Source organism: Archangium gephyra, from assembly GCF_049060025.1.
Lineage (GTDB): Bacteria > Myxococcota > Myxococcia > Myxococcales > Myxococcaceae > Archangium > Archangium gephyra_A.
The window spans coordinates 3,965,048-3,983,744 of the sequence record NZ_JBMEQQ010000002.1; the positions used below are offsets into that span (position 1 = coordinate 3,965,048).

Here is an 18,697-nt window from a genome sequence, read left to right on the forward strand (position 1 = left end):
CGGGCCTCACTTCAGGGTGCGCACCGTATAGACGTCCGGTGCACCGGGGCGGGACAGCTTGAACACGACCTGGGGCGGCCGTCCTTCGGGAACCACCCAGGTATTGAAGCGGTGTTTCGAATCGAGCGTCAGGGGCTGCCCGTTCACGAAGAGCTTCGCATCCACGGGAGCCACTCCGGCCACGCGCACGCGAGGGCCCGCGCGCAGGCCCTCCCGGGGAGCGTTGACGATGAGCGTGGGCACCGAGTTGTCGAAGACGAGCTCCAGCTTGTTCATCCGCCCGCCGCGCAACGGCCGGCCAGCGGCCCCCACCGGAGTGATGGACCAGACGAAGCTGCCCTCGCCCAGGGTGCCCGCCTCGAGTGGAACCCGCGGCTCGTCGGCGGAGCGCTCCGCCACGGGCTTGCCCAGCGCCCCGCTCCGGTACACCGCCACCTTGTAGGAGGCCGCGCCCTGCTCCGCTTCGCAGGTGAAGGTGACGGCCGGGGGCTTGTCCTGGAAGAAGATGGTCGTCTTCTCCGGGCCCTCGGGCACCCGGTTGCGCAGCCGGTCCAGCTCGCCCTTCGTGGAGCGCTCCGGTCCGAAGGTCGCACTGCCGTGCGCCACCTCCGAGCCGTCCACCCGCTTCACCCGCCAGTACAGCGAGCCCCGGGCCGGAGGCATCACGTTGACGAAGCCGCTCCGGGCCGTGCCCTCCAACACCGGCATCTTGAAGGCCGCATCCGAGGCCACCTCCACCCGCACCTCGCCCGCCTCTTCCCACGTGAGGGCCACCTCCGACGGGCGCCGATGGAACACCTGCTGACGCTCGGCGGAGGGCAGCGCGAACGGCGCCCGCTCCAGCGCCCCGACCTGTGCGGTGGCCTCGCCCGTCACGGTGGCGCGCTCGCCCGCCCGAAGGGACTCACGGGCCCCTCCGCGCACCAGCGTCACGTCACCCACGCGCGAGTCCACGGTGAAGCCATCCCCGGTGCGCCGCACGTCGAGCCGGGCGGCCCCGTTGCTCTCCAGCGAGAGCCCCGGCAGCACCACCCGGCTGGCGCGGCCCGGCGCCAGCATCAGCCCCAGCTCGCCCTTGCGCAGGTCCAACCGCGCCTCGTCCGTCGAGCCCGCCCGGGCCACGTCCTCCACCACCAGCTCGCCACCCGAGCCCAGTGACAGCGTGGACTCCGAGCCCTCCAGCTTCAGCAGCGCCGTGCCCTGGCGCACGCGCACGCTGTCTCCGGACTTGAGCGCCTCGCCGTTCCGGGCCACCCCGCGCCACCGGGCACTGCCCTTCTGGCGCCACTCGGCGCGGCCCGTCCCGGCGTGCACCGTCACCTCGACGGGCGCCAGCTCCAGCACCCGCGTCGTCACCCCCTCCACCTTCACCGACGCCACCTGCCCCTGCTCGGCCCGCACCGTCTGCCCGTTCTTCGCCACCACCTCCACGGTGCCCAGCAACACCTCGACGCGGCCCTCGTCCGGGCCCACGTCCACCTTCACCTCGCCGCCGTCCGCGCCCACCCGGGTGAGGCCGAAGGGGGTGAGCAGGGTGAGCTGCACGCTCGGGCCCGCCGACCCCGGCCTCCGGTCCGCCGGCACCCGCGCCAGCACGAGGCCGCGCGACACCGCCATCACCACGCCGCTCGAGTCCTCCTCGAGGACGAAGCGCGCATCCGGCCCCACCTCCACCGTGCGCCCATCGGCGAAGCGCACCGTGACGGCGCCGTCCGCGCCCGTCTCCACCGCGTCACCGCGCGACAACGGGCCCGGCGCCGCGGGCGACTGCTTGCCTCCGCGCTCCAGCCGCGCCTCGCCCGTCACCACCACCAGTTGTGCGAGCTCCACCCTGCCCGCGTCCGGCACCGCCACCTCCGCGGGCTTCTCCGCCACGGCAACAGCGGGAGGCGGCACGGGAGGAGGCAACGGCTCCTCGTCACCACAGGCGGAGGCCAGCAGCAGACACAGAGCGGAGACGATGCGAGGGCGGAAGGGGCTCACCGGGATTTGGGGAAGAGATCGACGTTGAAGATGGCTTGTTCGCCGTCGCGAACGGTGACGACCTTGGTCTGGGACACGTGTCCGGGAGCCGAGAAGATGAGCCGATACCTACCTTGCTTGAGCTGGACCTGGAAAGTCCCCCGGGCATCCGTACGGCGCCGTATCTTCGCCTCGGGAATGACGAGCAGGGCCTTCAGCGGCTTTCCCTTCCGCACGCTCCGTACCTGACCGGACAGGGTGGCGAGCGCTCCCTGACGCCCGGACACCAACGAGACGGCCAGCTCCGTCTCCGTCCCGGTGACGATGACCACCGCCTCCTGGATGGCCCGGAAGCCCTCGGCCGAGATTTTCACTTCCAGCGGACCTGGACCGAGCCCCTCCACGCGCACCTGGCCCGCCGCGTCGGTGACGCGCTCGGTGGTGCCCACGGCCACGGCGGCGCCCGGCAGCGGCTTGCCACCGCGCGCATCCGTCACCGTCACGAGCAGGGTGCCCACGCGCGGCTCCGGGCTCGCCCGCACCACCAGCTCCGTGCGCCCGCCAGCCGTCACGGTGGCGCGCGCCTCCGCGGGCAGGTAGCCCCCCGCCTCCACCCGCGCGAGCACCTCGCCCGGCGGCAGCACCACGTCCGTCAGCCGCCCATCCACCCCCGCCACCCGCGGCGCCTGCGCCACGCCGTCCGCCGTCAGCACCACCCGCGCCTCGGGCAGCGGCAGGCCGGAGTCCGCGTCCACCACCGACAGGACGAGCTCGCCCGTCTTCGGCCTCACGTCGGCGTCCGCGCCCCCCAGGGAGAGTTCGAACGCCACGCCCGCGCGGCTGATGCTCTGACGGGACACCCCGCCATCCGCCGTCGTCAGCGCGTCGCGCACGTACTGGTACTCCAGCGCCAGCGCCCCACTCCACTCGCCCCGCCGCAGCACCGGGACGAGCAGCGCGCCCCCGGCCGCGAAGCCATTCGACGAGGAGCCGATCGCCACGGGCAGCTCCCCGCGCACCTCCGCGCGCAGGCGCCAGGGCAGCGGCACCAGCACCCGGGCGCCCAGCAACGCCGCATGGCGCGCCGTGGGGACGAGCTGCACCTGTCCCGAGCTGGAGGAGAAGGCCGGCAACTGCGCGAAGCCGTAGCCGGCGCTCAGCTCGGCGCGCACCGGCCCCAGGAAGACGCGCGCCGCCGGGCCCACCGAGGCCCGCACCAACGCTCCGCCGGTGATGGCCTCCGAGCCCAGCGAGAGCCGGAAGCCCTCGCGCTGCACGCTGGCCCACGCGCCCAGCCAGCCCTCGCCGAACGCGGAGACGCCCAGCGCCACGTCATTGGGCGTCATGCCCGCGTACGACACCGTGGGCCCGGCCTCCTGAGCCCCCTCGCGGAAGGCCAGCCCGTAGCGCAACCGCACCGACGCCCGCTCCGCGGGTACACCCTGGGCCCACGTGCTGATCGGCACCCCCAGGGTGAGCACAAGTAGGAGAACGGCGAAAAAGGGACGGGAGCGGAACGCCACGGCCGGAGTATAGTGAATACTCGACAGGTCCCCTCCAAACTGGACGCGATCCGAATTCCACGACGCCTTCCTACCTCGGAAGATACCCCCGAATGAGTCCCCCCAACCCTTCCACGCCCCCCAGCAGGCGACCTCTGTGGGCACGTGCCTGCACGCCAGCCCTCGGAGCACATGGTTCCAGGGATAGAGGTGGCTTCTTGCCGGGTTGGAAGGGCTTTGCTAAAGCTCCCCCGGTCGGGAGCGCCGCACCTAACCTCCGAAATTCATTCCGGAAACCTTCGGGGGCCGCGGGAGTCAAGGTCGAGCGAGACGCTTAGGAGCGTAAACGCCCATGGGCACGCAACTGGTGATGTATGAAGAGGAGTTCACCAAGATCAACGCGGTTTGCGACCGGCTGACCAAGGACGCGAACGCGAAGGTGGTGTTCCTCGTCGACAAGAACGGGCAGCTCATCTCTTCCGCGGGACAGACGCAGAACATCGACACCACCTCACTGGCCTCGCTGACGGCCGGTAACGTGGCGGCGATGGGCGGTCTCGCGAAGCTGATTGGCGAAAACGAGTTCCCCCATCAATTCCACGAAGGGGCCAAGGACTCGTTGTACATGACCATCGTCGGGAGCCGGGTGGTGCTGGTCGTCATCTTCGACAACCGGACCAGCCTCGGCCTGGTGCGCCTGCGCATCAAGAAGGCCAGTGACGAGCTGACCAAGATCTTCGAGAGCCTCGTGAAGAAGACGGATGGTCCCGGGGCCGGCTCGCCGTTCGCCGAGATTTCCGACGACGATATCGACAACCTCTTCAGCGAGTAACCCGAGAAGCCATGTCCTTCATCAACTACTCGTCTCGCGAAATCAACTGCAAGATCGTCTACTACGGTCCCGGGTTGTGCGGGAAGACGACGAACCTGCAGTACATCTACAACAAGACCGCCGCGGAGACGAAGGGCAAGCTCATCTCGCTCTCGACCGAGACGGATCGCACCCTCTTCTTCGACTTCCTGCCGCTGTCGCTCGGTGAGATCCGCGGGTTCAAGACGCGCTTCCACCTGTACACGGTGCCCGGCCAGGTCTTCTACGACGCCAGCCGCAAGCTCATCCTCAAGGGCGTGGACGGCGTGGTGTTCGTGGCCGACAGCCAGGTGGAGCGCATGGAGGCCAACATGGAGTCGTTGGAGAACCTCCGCATCAACCTCGCCGAGCAGGGCTACGACCTGAACAAGATTCCGTACGTGATGCAGTACAACAAGCGGGACCTGCCCAACGCCGTGACGGTCGAGGAGATGCGCAAGTCGCTCAACCAGCGCAACATCCCCGAGTATCAGGCGGTGGCGCCGACCGGCGTGGGCGTCTTCGACACGCTCAAGGCGGTGGCCAAGCTGGTGCTGACGGAGTTGAAGAAGGGCGGCTAGAACGCTGGGCGGGCCTTCGGGTCCGCCCGCAGACGGGGTCGCTCCTTCGTGCGCTCGGCATCCTCCACCTTCCGTGCGCTGGCCGTGGCGGTCACGGCCCTGTGGGCCCCTGCGTTCGCGCAGCAGGGCCCTTCCGCCGTTTCCACGCCCGCGCCCTCGGAGGCCGCCGCGCCCGCCGCCCCGGCCCCTCAGGCGCGCACGGCGGACGAGGCCTTCAACACCCGGGTGAGGGCGCTCGAGGAGCAGGTGGTCGATCTCAAGGAGAAGATCTACCGCTCCAAGGCGCGCCTGCAGCTCCTGCAGGAGACGGTGCTGGGGGGAGATCTCTCCACCGGAGCGCGCGCGGTGCTCTTCCACCGCAACGAGATGGGCGACTCGTTCGTGCTGGAGTCGGTGGCGTACGCGCTGGACGGCGCGCCCATCTTCACCCGCACGGACGAGACCTCCGAGGAGCTGTCCAAGCACAAGGAGCTGGAGATCTTCAGCGGCCGCATCGTGCCGGGCCAGCACCAGGTGGCCGTGCGGCTCGTCTACCGCGGCCATGGCTACGGGGTGTTCAGCTACCTCGAGGGCTACCGGTTCAAGGTGCAGTCCAGCTACACCTTCAACGCGGAGCCGGGGAAGGTGACCACCGTGCGCGTGGTGGGATTCGAGAAGGGGGGAGTGACCACGGACCTGCAGGACCGGCCGGCGGTGCGCTACGACATCGAGTCGTCGCGTGACTCCGGAAAGCAGCAGCCGGCCCCGGACGCCGCCCCGCCGCCTCCCGCCGCGGCCTCCGAAACGAAGTAGGGGGCCGGCCTTGAGCACGTCGCGCCTCCACGCCCTGCTGCTCGCGGCGGCCACGCTCGGGGCTCCCGGCTCCGCGCGCGCCGCCGAGGCCCCCCGCCCTTCCGCCCGTGAGCTGTCCTCGCGATTGGACCAGGTGTCCGGGCAGCTCAAGGCCGCCGAGGAGAACCTCCGCTTCGTCGAGGCCCAGTTCACCCAGCGCCCCGAGCCCGGTGAGGACGAGCTGCGGCTGCGGCGCTTCTCCGACGGAGAGATTCAATACCTGCTGGAGGACTGGGCCGCCGCGTCGGTGCTCTTCTATGACCTGGTGGGCGACCCGAAGTTCCGCGCGGAGGGACGCTACCCGGACGCGCTCTTCTACCTGGGGGACTCGCTCTACCGGCAGCAGAACGACATCGGCGCGCGCATCTACCTGCGCGAGCTGCTCACGCTGAGCGACACGAAGCACTACCGGAACGCGCTCGCGCGCTACCTGGAGATCGCCAGCCGGCTCAATCAGTTCACGGGGCTCGACGAGTACATCGAGCGGGCGCGGCGCCTGTCGGGCGGCCAGCTCCCCCCCGAGCTCGAGTACGTCTACGCCAAGTGGATCTTCAAGCGGACGGACCTGCCGGACGCGGAGCGGCGCCAGCGGGCCCGCGCGGCCTTCCAGCCGCTGGCCAGCACCGCCGGGGGGCGCTTCCAGCCGCAGAGCGCATACTTCCTCGGAGTGCTGTCCGTGCAGGAGGGAGATTACGCGGGCGCCGTGGAGCGCTTCCGTCCCCTGGCCTCCAGCACGGCCCAGGAGCCGGAGGCCTCCAGCGGCTCAAGGAGCTGGCGAGCCTGTCGATGGGGCGGCTCCTCTACGAGCTGGGACGTGCCGACGAGGCGCTCGACCGGTACGCGGAGGTTCCGCGCGAGAGCGAATCCTTCGTGGACTCGCTCTATGAGATGGCCTGGGTGCACGTGAAGCGGGGGGACTTCGAGAAGGCGAAGAACGCCACGGACATCCTCCTGCTGGTGGGGCCCGAGTCCCCCGTCGCCCCGGATGCCCGCCTCCTCCAGGGCCACCTGCAGCTCAAGCTGCGCAAGTACGACGAGGCCACCGCCACGTACGAGGACGTCATCGGCACCTACAAGCCGGTGCGCGACCAGGTGGACGCGCTGCTGAAGGCGAACCAGGACCCCATCGCATATTTCGACAGGCTGCTGGCGCGCAACGCGAGCACCCTGGACGTCACCACGCTGCTGCCGCCGCTGGCGCTCAAGTTCGCCACCACCCAGGAAGAGCTGGCGAAGGCGGTGGGGATGCAGAAGGACCTCGACAGCAGCCGGGAGGGCGTGGACGAGTCGAAGGCCCTGGCCACGCGCATCCTCCATGCCCTGGACGAGCGCGGGCTCCAGGTGTTCCCCGAGCTGCAGGAGGGCTATCAGCGGGCGGACGCGGTGGACAGCGCGCTGGTGCGGGCGGAGCAGGGCCTGGTGCAGGTGGAGGGCGAGGTGCTGCGGGAACGGCTGCGGCCCGAGGAGCTCACCGCGCTGGCGGGCGTACGCCGCGAGCGCGAGGCCCTGGGCACGCGCCTGGCCACCCTGCCCACCACCCCCCAGGAGATAGACGCGCGGCGGGAGCGGATGCAGACCCGGGTGGACGAGCTGGACCGGGACGCGTTCCAACTGGGCTTCGAGCTGCAGAGCATGAGCGCCATCTCCACCGCGGTGCGCCAGTGGCTGGACGACACGCGCGCGGAGCGCACCCGCCAACCCGAGGAGGAGAAGGAATTCCTCACCCAGCTCCACAACGAGGAGCAGACGGTGGCGGCGCTCGAGGCCGAGCTGAAGCTGCTCCGCTCGCGGCTGGCGGATGAGCGCGCCTCCGCCAGTGCCTTCGTCTCGGGCGAGGACATCCTCCGCGGGCGCTACCGCGAGACCCTCCAGCGGGAGCACGCGCTGCTGGCCGCCGCCGAGGAGCGGCTGTCCGGAGAGGACGCGGCGCTGGTGGCCCGGACGCACGAGACACGCCAGCGATCCGAGGCCCTGCGCACCCGGGTGGACACGGCCCGGTACGTGCTGCGCGCCCAGGTGCAGCGGCGCGGGGAAATCATCAAGGGCAAGGTGCTGGCCGAGCAGCGGCTCCTCCAGGACTACCACCAGGAAGTGGCCAGCGTGTCCGGCGACGCGCGCCACATGGTGGGCCGCATCGGCTTCGAGAGCATCCAGAAGGTCCGCAAGCAGTTCTATGACCTCGTCCTCAAGGCGGACGTGGGGCTGGTGGACGTGGCCTTCACCCGCAAGCAGGACAAGACGACCGAGATTCAAAAGCTCTCCGCGCAGAAGGAGGCAGATCTGCGCGACCTCGAGAAGGAGTACGAGGAAGTCCTCAAGGACGAGAACTAGCGGGCGTCCTCCCCAAGGGTTGCGCGCGTTTCGCGAGGCCACGTGACGCGACTGTCGCGTCCCACCACATGACTTTTGAGGTCATGTCCGGTAATATCGTGCCTCGATGTTGTCCCGATGCCTCAAGGACTGCTACGCTCTCCGTCTTATAGGGTTTCCATGCTTTGCCTGGAGATTCCTGGTACGCGGTTTGGGGTTGGTGGATGGGGAGGCCGAGAGAGAACAAGAGCGCACAGGTACTGGGAGCGAATCCTGGCCACCGGAAGGAGCCCATGGCGTACGAGAATTCACGCAGATGGCTGCCAGGAGCCTTGCTGGCTTCGGCCCTGATGGGCTCGGGATGTTCGTCGCCCCAATCCATTGAGGGTGTCGTGCGCCCCAAGCCCGGAGAACCTCTCCTGAAGAGTCTCCCAGGCCCAATGCCGGACTTTGGTTCTTTCGACTCCTACTCGGATGCATTGCTCGCCGCGTGCCCGCTTATCCTTTCCAAGCCGAACGCGACCGCAGGCCGCGTACAGGATCAAGACTTCCCGCTGCGTTGGCGAATCTCACGCGAATACTGTGCCTGGCTCTATTACACCCCAGACCACAAGTACGAGATGAGCATGCTGACGGACCAGTCTCAATCCGACGATCTGGACAGAAAGAAGAGCTGCGTCCTTCCGCCCATCGTGGATGACCAGCGCTACCCACAAGGCAGCCTCAAGTACGTCTTCGCGCTTCACAACCACCCATACGAGGCACAACTCTCCAGGCACGATATCGACGCCATCGTCCGCAAGGGAAAGCTTCACGGGTTCGACTTCGAAGCGCGCACTGCGAAGAACAAGAAGGAACAGGTCCAACTCGCCGTCATCGCGTTCTTTTCGAACTCGAGCGACCTGAAGAACCCCAGCTGCGACGGGTTCTTTCAATATATTCCGCTCGCAGGTCAGTTGCGGAAGTGGACCCGCACCCAGGACACATGGCTCTGCCAACAGACTGGTACCGTCAGGTGGCTCAGTTCAGAAGACTTTCGTATCGAGAACAAAACAGCCCCCTGCCAGAACTCCACCGAGGGCGCGCCATGAGACTGAGAAACCTGCCCCTCGCGCTGACTGTCATCCTCTCGAGCTGTGCGCTGTTCCAGAAACCAGCGCTACGCCAGGAAGACACCTCCATCAGGTTCCCCAATTTCCACGAACACTTCGCAACCATCATTGGTGAGCAAGGCAAGCCTTACGAGTTGGACGGCGCAACGCTGCGAGCCATCACCATCGCCGCCAATGATTTCATCCCGCCCAATGGAAGAGAGCGGCAGTGTTGGGAGAAACAAGAAGCACACCGCTATCGGGTCATTCGGCGGGATGACATCATCTTCGTGGAAATTGGCACGGACCCCAAGGCGTGTGAACCAACCGTCATCCCATTGGACGGTGGAGCGAGGTACGCCATCAGCCTCGATGGACGCATCCTCCGCCGCTTGTTCGACGGCGAGCCCGAGGATTTGAGCCCGGCTTCCGAGACTGGCGAGCAGGAATCGCAGGGCACGCCCGTTCCCGACTCCCAGGTGGGCGGCGTCTGGGGCAAGGTGGATCCCAACCTCCCTTCATCCTGGTTCGACGGAGGCACCCGCCGTCCAACCCCGGATTCCCCCCCCACTCCGGCCCCTGCCCCCAACTCGCCTGACGCGGGCTCCCTGGTTCCCGATGGCGGCGTTCCGACTCCGGACGGAGGTTCACCGGCAGTCCCGGCCCCACCGTCCTCCCCTGACGCGGGTTGAGCGGCGAGGGCCTCTGGCCTGGCTGTGCTCGCCTGCCTGACCCGGCCCGACAGTCCTTGGGAGCCATCCATCGCGTTGGCTAGGATGCGGCGGATTCAATGCGCCGCCCCCTGCTGCTCACCCTCCTGACGCTGGCCACCGCACACGCCGCCGCGCAGGACGTGGCACGTCCGGAGCCGGCCCCCTCGCGCTTCTCTGGGCTCGGCCGTACGCCCGAGCAGGAGAAGCTGCTGGAGGAGCTGAGCGAGGCCGTCCAGCGCTACGAGGAGGAGTCTCGCGAGTACAAGCGGGAGATCCAGCTCCTCATCCAGAAGAAGTACCAGGACAAGCGCGGCCGGCTGGCGGACTCGTACGAGAAGGCCATCTCCAGCATGGAGGTGCAGGAGCGCCAGGAGCGGCTGGAGGCCATCGCGCGCTTCGAGGAGTTCCTCCGGCGCTACCCCGACGAGCCCCGCTACACCCCGGACGTCATGTTCCGCCTGGCGGAGCTGTACTACGAGCGCTCCAGTGACTCGCACCTCGTGGCCATGCGCGAGCAGGAGGAGACGCTGCGCGCGCTCCCCGACGGCGCCGAGTCTCCGCCCGAGCCGCAGCCGGACTTCACCCCGTCCATCGCGCTCTACCGGCAGCTCCTCTCGCGCTTCCCGGACTACCGGCTCAACGACGGCGCCTGGTACCTGCTCGGCTACTGCCTGGAGAAGCAGAACGCCTTCGAGGACGGCCTCGCCGCCTACCAGAAGCTCATCGTCCAGTACCCCTCCAGCCGCTTCGCCACCGAGGCGTGGGTGCGCGTCGGCGAGTACTACTTCGACGCCTACAGCGATCCCACCGCGCTCTCCAAGGCCGCCGAGGCCTACGAGGCCGCCACCCGCGACACCTCGCACCCGCTCTACGACAAGGCCCTCTACAAGCTCGGGTGGACGTACTACCGCATGGACCGCTTCGACGAGGCGGTGGACACGTTCATCGCGCTGGTGGACCTCTACGAGGCCCAGCGCGCCGTCCAGGGCGACGAGGCCGGTGGCGGAGACCTGCGCAACGAGGCCCTCCAGTACACGGCCATCTCCTTCGCCGATGAGACCTGGGGCGGCCTCGACAAGGCCAAGGCGTACTTCGCGAAGATCGGCCCGCGCTCCTACGAGCCCGAGGTGTACCGGCGCCTCGGCGACGTCTTCTTCGATCAGACCCACCACGAGGCGGCCATCGCCGCCTACACGCTGGTGCTGCGGAAGGCTCCGCTCTCGCCGGATGCCCCGCTCATCCAGCAGAAGATCGTCCAGGCCTACGAGCGGGACCGCAGGCTGACGGAGTCCTCCGCCGAGGCCCAGAAGCTCTCCGAGCTCTACTCGCCCGGCTCCCGGTGGTACCAGGAGCACCAGCGCGACCCCGACGTGCTGGCCACCGCGAACGACCTCACCGAGAAGAACCTCTACTCCAGCGCCATCTACCACCACCAGCAGGCCCTGGTGTTCAAGCAGGAGGGGAAGTTCGACCAGGCCAAGGCCAGCTTCGAGCTCGCCGCCTCCGGCTACAGCCGCTACCTGGAGCGCTTCCCGCGCAGCAAGAACGCCTACGAGCTCGAGTTCTACGCCGCCGAGTGCCTCTACAACTCGCTGCAGTTCGCCGAGGCCTCGAAGCACTACGAGGCGGTGCGCGACTCGGTGCTGGGCGACAAGTACTTCGCCGAGTCCGCCTTCAGCGTGGTGCTCTCCCGGCAGAAGCAGCTCGAGGTGGACGTCAAGGCGGGCAAGCAGCCCGCGCCCACCCCGCGGCGCTCCAGCGAGCGTCCCGAGGGCCAGCCCATCCAGCCCTCGCCCCTCACCGCGCTGGAGGCGAAGCTGGTGGCCGCCTCGGACATGCACGTGGCGAAGCTGCCCAGGAGCGAGCGCACCCCGGGCATCGCCTACAAGGCCGCCGAGCTGTACTACGCCCACGACGACTTCCCCGAGGCCCGCCGCCGCTTCGAGGCCATCGTGAAGGCGTACCCCCAGCACGAGGTGGCCCGCTTCTCCACCAACCTCATCGTCGAGACCTTCCTCATCGGCCAGGACTGGAAGAGCGTCGAGGAGGTCAGCGGCCAGCTCGCCTCCAACAAGGACGTCATCGACCCCCGGAGCGACCTCCACAAGGACCTGGTCCGCTTCAAGCTCGCCGGCCGCTTCAAGCTCGCCGACCAGCTCCTCGCCGAGGGTAAGTACGACGAGGCCGCCGCCAAGTACATCGAGCTCGTCAACGAGGCCCCCCGCCACGAGTTCGCCGACAAGGCCCTCAACAACGCCGCCGTGGCCTACGAGAAGACGCAGCGCTTCGACTCGGCCCTCAAGCTCTACGAGCGCATCTACCGCGAGTACCCCACCTCGCCCCTGGCCGATGGCGCCCTCTTCCGCGTGGCCGTCAACGCGCAGAACTCCTACGACTTCGACAAGGCCGTGGAGAGCTACCAGAAGCTGGTGAAGGACTACCCCGCTTCCAAGGACCGCGAGGCCGCGCTCTTCAACGCCTCCACCCTGCTCGAGGGCCAGCAGCGCTACGCCGAGGCCGCCGCTTCCTTCCAGCGCTACGCCGAGCTCTTCCCCAACGCCGAGGACGCCCCGCGCAACCAGTTCCGCGCCGCCCTCATCCTCGAGAAGCGCGAGGACTGGAAGGGCGAAATCCGCGCGCTGGAGGCCTTCGTGCGCAAGTTCGCCTCGCAGCCCGCCCAGGTGGAGCTGGTGGTGGACGCGAAGCGCCGCATCGGCGATGCGTGGGCGAAGCTGAAGAACGAGAAGGAAGCCCTGCGCGCCTATGCGGCCGCCGCCGACGAGTTCGACCGGCGCAAGCTCCAGCCCGAGGCCCAGCCCCGCGCCGCGGATGCCGCCGCCTACAGCCGCTTCCAGCTCGCCGAGGCCGAATTCCGTGGCTTCGACAGGCTCAAGATCGGCGGCAAGGGCAAGGCGCTCGAGCGCAGCTTCACCGCCAAGCGCACCGGCGCGAAGTCCGTCAACGACGCCTACGCCCGCGTCTTCCCCTACAAGCGCCTGGAGTGGACGCTCGCCGCGCTCTACCGCCGCGGCTACGCCCTGGAGCGCTTCGCCAACACCATCATCGAGACGCCCGTCCCCCCCGACGTGAAGCGGCTCGGCGAGGAGGCCGTGGTCGCCTACCAGGACCTGCTCGCCCAGCAGACCGCCACGCTCGAGGACGCCGCCGTCGAGAGCTACGCCGCCACCCTCCAGGAGGCGCGCAAGAACCGCATCTCCAACGAGTGGACCAAGAAGACCCTCGAGTCGCTCCACCGCTTCCGGCCCAAGGAGTACCCGGTGCTCAAGGAGCCCAAGGACGCCATCGCCTCGGATCAGCTCTACCCCGAAGGCCTCATTGGAGGTGGCAGGTGAGCCCGCACCGGTTGCTCCTCCCGGGCCTGTTGCTGCTCGCCTCCACCTGCGCCACCACGCCCAGGCCGGAGGCCCCGGCCGCCGCCGTTGCGCCCTCCGCCTCCGCCACGCCGGCTGAGGCGCCCCCGGCCACCGCGAAGAAGCAGCCCGCCGCCCAGGACGCCGCGAAGAAGGCCGACGCCGCTCCTCCTCCCGCGGATGCGCTGTCCGTGGCCCAGCGCGGCGAGCTGACGGCCGCCGAGTCCAGCTACAGGACCCAGACCGAGCGCCGCCCGAAGGATGGCGCGGCCTGGACGAACCTCGGCATCTCCCAGGAGCGCCTGGGCAAACACGACGAGGCCGAGCGCGCCTACCGCCAGGCCCTGGAGCTCGCGCCGGACCAGCAGGCCGCCTGGGACAACCTCGCCCGCCTCCAGTGCCGCACCGGCAAGGCCGCCCAGGCCGAGACGTGGCTCCGCGAGCAGCTCCAGGCGAAGCCGGACGCCATCGCTCCCCGCACCGCGCTCGTGCAGGCGCTGCTGTGCCAGAAGAAGCTCGACGCGGCCGCCACCGAGGCCAAGCGCGTCCTCAAGTCCGAGGAGCGCAACGTCCGGGCCATGCAGTTGCTCGCCCAGGTGTACTACCGCGAGCGCAAGTACGAGCTGGCCCGGATGGTGCTGGAGAACGCCCGCACCGTCGCGCCCAACGAGGCCGCCACCCACAACGCCCTCGGGCTCGTGCTGCTCGCGCTCGGGACCAAGCCCGCCGCCCTCGAGTCCTTCCAGAAGGCCTCGGAGCTCAAGCCCGACTTCGCCGAGGCCCGGAACAACCACGGCGCCCTCCTCAACGAGGCCCAGGACCACGCCGCCGCCGTCCGGGAGCTCGAGGCCGCCGTCCAGGCCGCCCCCGACTTCGTCTCCGCCCGCCTCAACCTCGGCAACGCCTACCGCGGCCAGGGGGACTTCGCCCGCGCCCTCGCCGAGTACCAGCAGGTGCTCCGCCTCGCCCCCGCCCTGCCCGACACCTGGTTCAACCTCGCCATCCTCCACCTCGACGCCGAGCCCAAGGAGCTGGACACGCTCGCCCGGCTCCAGGCCTGCCTCTCCTTCTTCGAGCAGTACCGCGCCCGGGGCGGCCGCGACGAGCGCGTGGACGGCTACGTCAAGGACGCCCGGAAGGGCATCGAGAGGGAGGAGCGGCGGCGCGAGCGCGAGAAACGCGAGCAGTTGCGCAAGGCCCAGCAGGCCGAGGCCCCTCCTTCCGACGAGTCTCCTACCTCGGATAGAGTCACCGAGGACAAGAAGTGAGCCCACCCATGCGCCCTGCCCTCCCCCTCGTGCTGCTGCTCGCCGCCGCGCCCGCGTCCGCCCAGGACTCCGCCGCGTCCACGCCCAAGCAGACCCAGGGCTCGGCACAGGGCACCCAGGCGGCCCCGCAGAAGGACGGCAAGAAGCGCAAGGTCATCCGCCTGGAGGCCATCACCGTCGAAGGCAACATCCAGAAGCCGCAGGCCTTCTACATCCTCCAGCGCTCCCACCTGAATTTCGACGAGCTCAACCAGGCCGAGAGCTTCACGCCCAAGGTCGTCAAGAGCGTGGAGAAGGAACCCTTCTAGGGTAGGAAGGGCTCCGAGAAGACCATGGCTTCCCCCCAGCCGCACAACCGGATCCTCCGCGTGGGCCTCCTCCAGGGCACCCGCATCCTCGAGGAGCGCCACCTCCACAAGCCCGGTGACTTCACCGTCGGCCAGGATCCGAAGAGCACCCTCGTGCTGCCGCTGCCGGAGATACCGGCCAGCTTCCCCGTCTTCGAGTACCGCGCCAGCCAGTACAACCTCGTCTTCAACGAGGCCATGCAGGGCCGGGTGAACCTCGGCTCCTCGGACGTGGACTTCCACACCCTGCGCTCGCAGGGCATGGCCATGCAGCGCGGTGACCAGTACATCCTCCCCCTGCAGGAGAGCGCCCGCGGGGTGGTGGAGCTCGACAAGGACCTCCACCTCTTCTTCCAGTTCATCCTCCCCCCGCTCCCCGCCGACGCGCCCCGGCTCCCCCCGGACCTCCAGGGCAGCGCGTGGCGGGGCATGGACCGGATGTTCCTCGGCATCCTCGCCGCCTCGCTGCTGCTCCACTTCGCCGGCGCGGCCGTCATCATCGCCTCCGAGCCTCCTCCCGAGCCCGAGCTGGAGCTGGACCAGTTGGATGACCGCTTCGCCCGGGTGCTCATGCCTCCCAAGCAGGAGGAGCCCAAGAAGCAGGCCACCGACACCGCCCAGGCCGCCGCCGACACCGAGAAGGACAAGCCCAAGGCGAACGACTCGGACGAGAAGCCCTCCGCGGACAGCACCTCCAGGCCCGCCACCGCCGAGGAGGCCGCCGCCCGGCGCGCCGAGGTCGCCAAGAAGGTGGCTGGCAAGGGCCTGCTGAAGATTCTCGGCTCCTCGGGCAGTGGCGGGGGCGCGTTCTCGGACGTGCTCGGCGGCAGCACGGGTGGCGGAGACATCGCCCAGGCGCTGGCCGGCGCGGGCGGCGTGGGCATCGCCACCGAGGCCTCCGTGGGCGCCAATGGCCCGCGTGGCGGCGGTACCGGCAAGGTGGCGGGCATCGGCGACCTCGGCACCAGCGGTGGCGGTAACGTGGACCTGGGCTCCAAGAAGGAGGTGGAGGTCTCCGGCCGTGTCACCACCTCCACCCCCGAGGTGGAGAAGCTTCCGAGGTGGACCGTGAGGCGCTCGCGCGCTTCATCAAGTCCCGCCTCAAGTCCATCCAGGGCTGCTACGAGAAGGAGCTCAAGCGCAACCCCAGCCTCAAGGGCAAGGTGATGGTGCGCTTCACCATCCTGCCGTCCGGACGCGCCGGGGAGATCGAAATCGAGGAAAACACCCTGGGCAGCGACGCGGTGGCGAGCTGCATCCGCACCGTCGTCCGGGGCTGGATGTTCCCCTTCAAACCAGATGACGAAGTCCCGGTGGCCTACCCGTTCGTCTTCACCCCGGCGGGGTAGACTGGGGCCAGCAACCTGCATCATCCCGGGGGGTCGGGGGTCATGGAGAAGCTGGCCATCATTTCATCCTCGCCGCTGTTCGAGATGCTCTCCAGCACGGAGCTGGCGCATCTGGCCGACCTGGCCGAGCAGCGGCGTTACGCCGATGGGGAACACGTCTTCGAGGAGGGCGAGCTGGGCGACAGCCTCTACGTCATCGTCCGCGGGGAGGTGGAGGTGGTGCGGCGCGACAGCGGCGGGGTGAACCGGCCCCTCACCGTGCTCACCGCCCCGGACTTCTTCGGGGAGATGAGCCTCATCGACAAGGAGTACCGCTCGGCCACGGTGCGGGCGCGCACGGAGGCCGTGCTGCTGCGGCTCACCACCCAGCACCTGGCCACCTTCCGCCAGACGCACCGCGACGGCTTCACCTTCGTCGTCATCAACATCGCGCGCATCCTGTCGGCCCGGGTGCGCGAGGCCAATGCCCGGCTCACCGCCAGGCAGGCGTGAGCGGTGCCGCGCGTTGACACCCCCTGCCCGCCTCTCTAGCGTCGGGGGCATGCACCGCGGCCCTGGAGTGGAGCACATGCCCTACATTGGAGTACTGGCCCTGGTGCTCACGAGCGGGCTCGTCCTGGCCCAGCCCGCCCCTCGTCCCGTCCCGGCCCCCGCGGCTCCCGCGGCCCTGCAGGCGGAGAAGGCCAGTGACGTGCCGGACGAGAAGAAGCTCGAGCGCAGCAGCAAGTCGCTCGGGGCCATGCGCGAGGTGCTCCGGGACGTGCTGGGCAAGCTGGACGAGGCCCGGCGCGCCAAGGACGTGGTGAAGCTCAACTGCGTCAACGAGAAGCTCACTCAAATCAAGGGCCTGCTGCGCATCTCCGAGCAGGCGGACGTGGCGCTCCAGGAGGCCGTCTCCAACCGGGAGCGCACCGCCGGTGAGCACGAGTACACCAAGGTGATGATCGCCCAACAGAAGGTGTCCCAGCTCCGCACCGAGGCGGAGAAGTGCATCGGGCAGTTGGCCTTCCAGGCGGACGAGAACATGTCGGTGGAGGTGGAGGAGCCCACGAATCTGCCCGGGGGAGACCCCACCCGGCCGCTTCCGGTGGAGAACATCGTCGTCCGCCCGCCGCCCGCCAGCGCCGTGCGGTGATTCCAGCAAGGCTGGCTCCCCGCTCCTCGGACGGCCGTGGCCGTTCACGGGAGGCCCAAGTCATTTCGAGCACGGACGATGTGCGTGCTATGACCCGGAGCCGGGGTGTTGACCGTTTCATGACGCGGCTTGCCAACAAGTGGAGGGCCTGGAGCCTGCTGGCCATGGTGGCCTCATGGCCCGCGTCTGGCCAGGCGCCCGCGTTGACGGGCGGCCCCCACACGGGTGGCAACGGCATCAAGGTGGGAGATGGCAGGCTGCATGCCACCTTCGACTTCGAGACGCGCTACGACAGCGCCGCCGGCTACTTCCCTCCGCCGGGCAATATGGACCCCACGGTGGTGTCGGACCAGCTCTCCGGGGAGGCCCTGCTGCACATCCGGCCCGGGCTGCGGCTGGAGCTGCCCGGCAAGCTGGTGGAGCTGAACCTGCGGGGGTACGCCGACTACGTCCACTACACCGGCCTCTTCACCCCCGGCTCGACCAACACCTCCCACCTGCAGGCGCAGGCGGACCTCGACGTCGTCTTCAACCAGGAGGGGCAGATCGGCGTGGAGGTGGCGGACCACTTCCAGCGCTCGGACCGGACGCGCAGCGCGGCGATCGGCGCGGGCGTGCTGTCGCTCTTCAACGAGTTGAAGTTGCGCGTGCCCCTGCGGCCCGGAGGAGGCGCCCTCGAGGTGGTGCCCCAGGTGTCCTGGGGGATGGAGTCCTTCCAGCCCATGGGAGCCCTGGCCCCGGTGGGCTGCGGCGGCATCGAGTGCGACCCGGCGCAGGTGAGCCGCTTCAACTACAGCGACCTGCGGGCGGGCTTCGATGGCCGCTGGCGCTTCCTGCCGAAGACGGCGGTGGTGGCGGACGTCGACCTCAACCTGCGCGACTACACGAACGGGGACACCCCGAACGCCCTGCTGCTCAAGGCCAAGGGAGGCCTCGCGGGCCTGGTGACGCCGAGGATCGCCGTCACGGCCATGCTGGGGTGGGGCCAGGATTTGAGTGGAGGCCTCGGAGGCACCCTGCTCGCCCAGGTGGAGGGCAGCTACATGGTGAGCCCGACCACGACCCTCAAGGCGGGCTATGCGCGGACGCTGGAGCCGGTGGCGGCGTTCGGCCAGTTCCGGGATGACCGCGCGTACCTGGAGGGGCAGGCCCTGCTCGGCGGCCGGCTCACCCTGCGGGCCAGCAGCGCGCTGGACTTCCTGAGCTTCTTCGGGGACCGGCGCGACACCGTCTTCAAGCTGGACGTGGGCCCCCAGTACCAGTTCGAGCGATGGCTCATCGGCGGGGCTGGCTACCTGCTCAATACCCGGACGTCGACGCTCACGGGCGCGGGCATCAACTACTCGCGCCACGAAGGGTATGTTCGGATGACCGTGACGTACTGAGA

General features: G+C 69.1%; 16 protein-coding genes. 14 read left to right on the forward strand and 2 right to left on the reverse strand.

Annotated elements, in window-relative coordinates:
- Positions 1-6: 6 nt before the first annotated feature.
- On the reverse strand, positions 7-1,983 hold the full coding sequence (locus tag ACN28I_RS17245) for a FecR domain-containing protein (protein ID WP_420943087.1): 1,977 nt from the start codon (positions 1,981-1,983) through the stop codon (positions 7-9).
- Positions 1,980-3,428, reverse strand: coding sequence for an MSCRAMM family protein (locus tag ACN28I_RS17250; RefSeq protein ID WP_420943088.1), 1,449 nt, complete (start codon positions 3,426-3,428; stop codon positions 1,980-1,982). The genes ACN28I_RS17245 and ACN28I_RS17250 overlap by 4 nt, the downstream gene beginning before the upstream one ends.
- A gap of 388 nt (positions 3,429-3,816) precedes the next feature.
- On the opposite strand from ACN28I_RS17250, the gene mglB reads away from it, so the two are divergent.
- The 14 genes from mglB (at position 3,817) to ACN28I_RS17320 (ending at position 18,695) form a co-directional block, all read left to right on the forward strand.
- On the forward strand, positions 3,817-4,296 hold the full coding sequence (gene mglB, locus ACN28I_RS17255) for a gliding-motility regulator GTPase-activating protein MglB (RefSeq protein ID WP_047856129.1): 480 nt from the start codon (positions 3,817-3,819) through the stop codon (positions 4,294-4,296).
- A gap of 11 nt (positions 4,297-4,307) precedes the next feature.
- Positions 4,308-4,895 carry a gliding-motility regulator Ras-like GTPase MglA gene (mglA, locus tag ACN28I_RS17260; protein ID WP_375771736.1) on the forward strand — a complete coding sequence of 196 codons (588 nt, stop codon included), beginning with the start codon at positions 4,308-4,310 and terminating at the stop codon, positions 4,893-4,895.
- Between the two features lie 48 nt (positions 4,896-4,943).
- The gene (locus ACN28I_RS17265) at positions 4,944-5,687 is read left to right on the forward strand and encodes a dihydrolipoamide acetyltransferase (protein ID WP_420943089.1); all 744 of its coding nucleotides are present in this window, start codon (positions 4,944-4,946) and stop codon (positions 5,685-5,687) included.
- Between the two features lie 825 nt (positions 5,688-6,512).
- Positions 6,513-8,057, forward strand: a complete 1,545-nt coding sequence (locus tag ACN28I_RS17270) for a tetratricopeptide repeat protein (RefSeq protein WP_420943090.1) — start codon at positions 6,513-6,515, stop codon at positions 8,055-8,057.
- Positions 8,058-8,329: 272 nt separating this feature from the next.
- On the forward strand, positions 8,330-9,127 hold the full coding sequence (locus ACN28I_RS17275; RefSeq protein ID WP_420943091.1) for a hypothetical protein: 798 nt from the start codon (positions 8,330-8,332) through the stop codon (positions 9,125-9,127).
- Positions 9,124-9,819: a hypothetical protein gene (locus ACN28I_RS17280; protein ID WP_420943092.1), complete on the forward strand. Its 696-nt coding sequence runs from the start codon at positions 9,124-9,126 to the stop codon at positions 9,817-9,819. Before ACN28I_RS17275 ends, ACN28I_RS17280 begins: the two co-directional genes overlap by 4 nt.
- A gap of 98 nt (positions 9,820-9,917) precedes the next feature.
- Positions 9,918-13,193 carry a tetratricopeptide repeat protein gene (locus ACN28I_RS17285; protein ID WP_420943093.1) on the forward strand — a complete coding sequence of 1,092 codons (3,276 nt, stop codon included), beginning with the start codon at positions 9,918-9,920 and terminating at the stop codon, positions 13,191-13,193.
- Positions 13,190-14,479 (forward strand): tetratricopeptide repeat protein, encoded by a 1,290-nt coding sequence (locus tag ACN28I_RS17290; RefSeq protein WP_420943094.1) that lies wholly within the window; start codon positions 13,190-13,192, stop codon positions 14,477-14,479. Before ACN28I_RS17285 ends, ACN28I_RS17290 begins: the two co-directional genes overlap by 4 nt.
- A gap of 8 nt (positions 14,480-14,487) precedes the next feature.
- Positions 14,488-14,787, forward strand: a complete 300-nt coding sequence (locus ACN28I_RS17295; RefSeq protein ID WP_420943095.1) for a hypothetical protein — start codon at positions 14,488-14,490, stop codon at positions 14,785-14,787.
- Between the two features lie 24 nt (positions 14,788-14,811).
- The gene (locus ACN28I_RS17300) at positions 14,812-15,993 is read left to right on the forward strand and encodes a hypothetical protein (RefSeq protein WP_420943096.1); all 1,182 of its coding nucleotides are present in this window, start codon (positions 14,812-14,814) and stop codon (positions 15,991-15,993) included.
- Positions 15,888-16,175 carry an AgmX/PglI C-terminal domain-containing protein gene (locus ACN28I_RS17305; RefSeq protein WP_420943097.1) on the forward strand — a complete coding sequence of 96 codons (288 nt, stop codon included), beginning with the start codon at positions 15,888-15,890 and terminating at the stop codon, positions 16,173-16,175. The genes ACN28I_RS17300 and ACN28I_RS17305 overlap by 106 nt, the downstream gene beginning before the upstream one ends.
- A gap of 42 nt (positions 16,176-16,217) precedes the next feature.
- Positions 16,218-16,667 (forward strand): cyclic nucleotide-binding domain-containing protein, encoded by a 450-nt coding sequence (locus ACN28I_RS17310; protein ID WP_420943098.1) that lies wholly within the window; start codon positions 16,218-16,220, stop codon positions 16,665-16,667.
- Positions 16,668-16,743: 76 nt separating this feature from the next.
- On the forward strand, positions 16,744-17,310 hold the full coding sequence (locus tag ACN28I_RS17315; protein ID WP_420943099.1) for a hypothetical protein: 567 nt from the start codon (positions 16,744-16,746) through the stop codon (positions 17,308-17,310).
- Between the two features lie 119 nt (positions 17,311-17,429).
- Positions 17,430-18,695, forward strand: a complete 1,266-nt coding sequence (locus ACN28I_RS17320) for a hypothetical protein (protein ID WP_420943100.1) — start codon at positions 17,430-17,432, stop codon at positions 18,693-18,695.
- Positions 18,696-18,697: the final 2 nt, after the last annotated feature.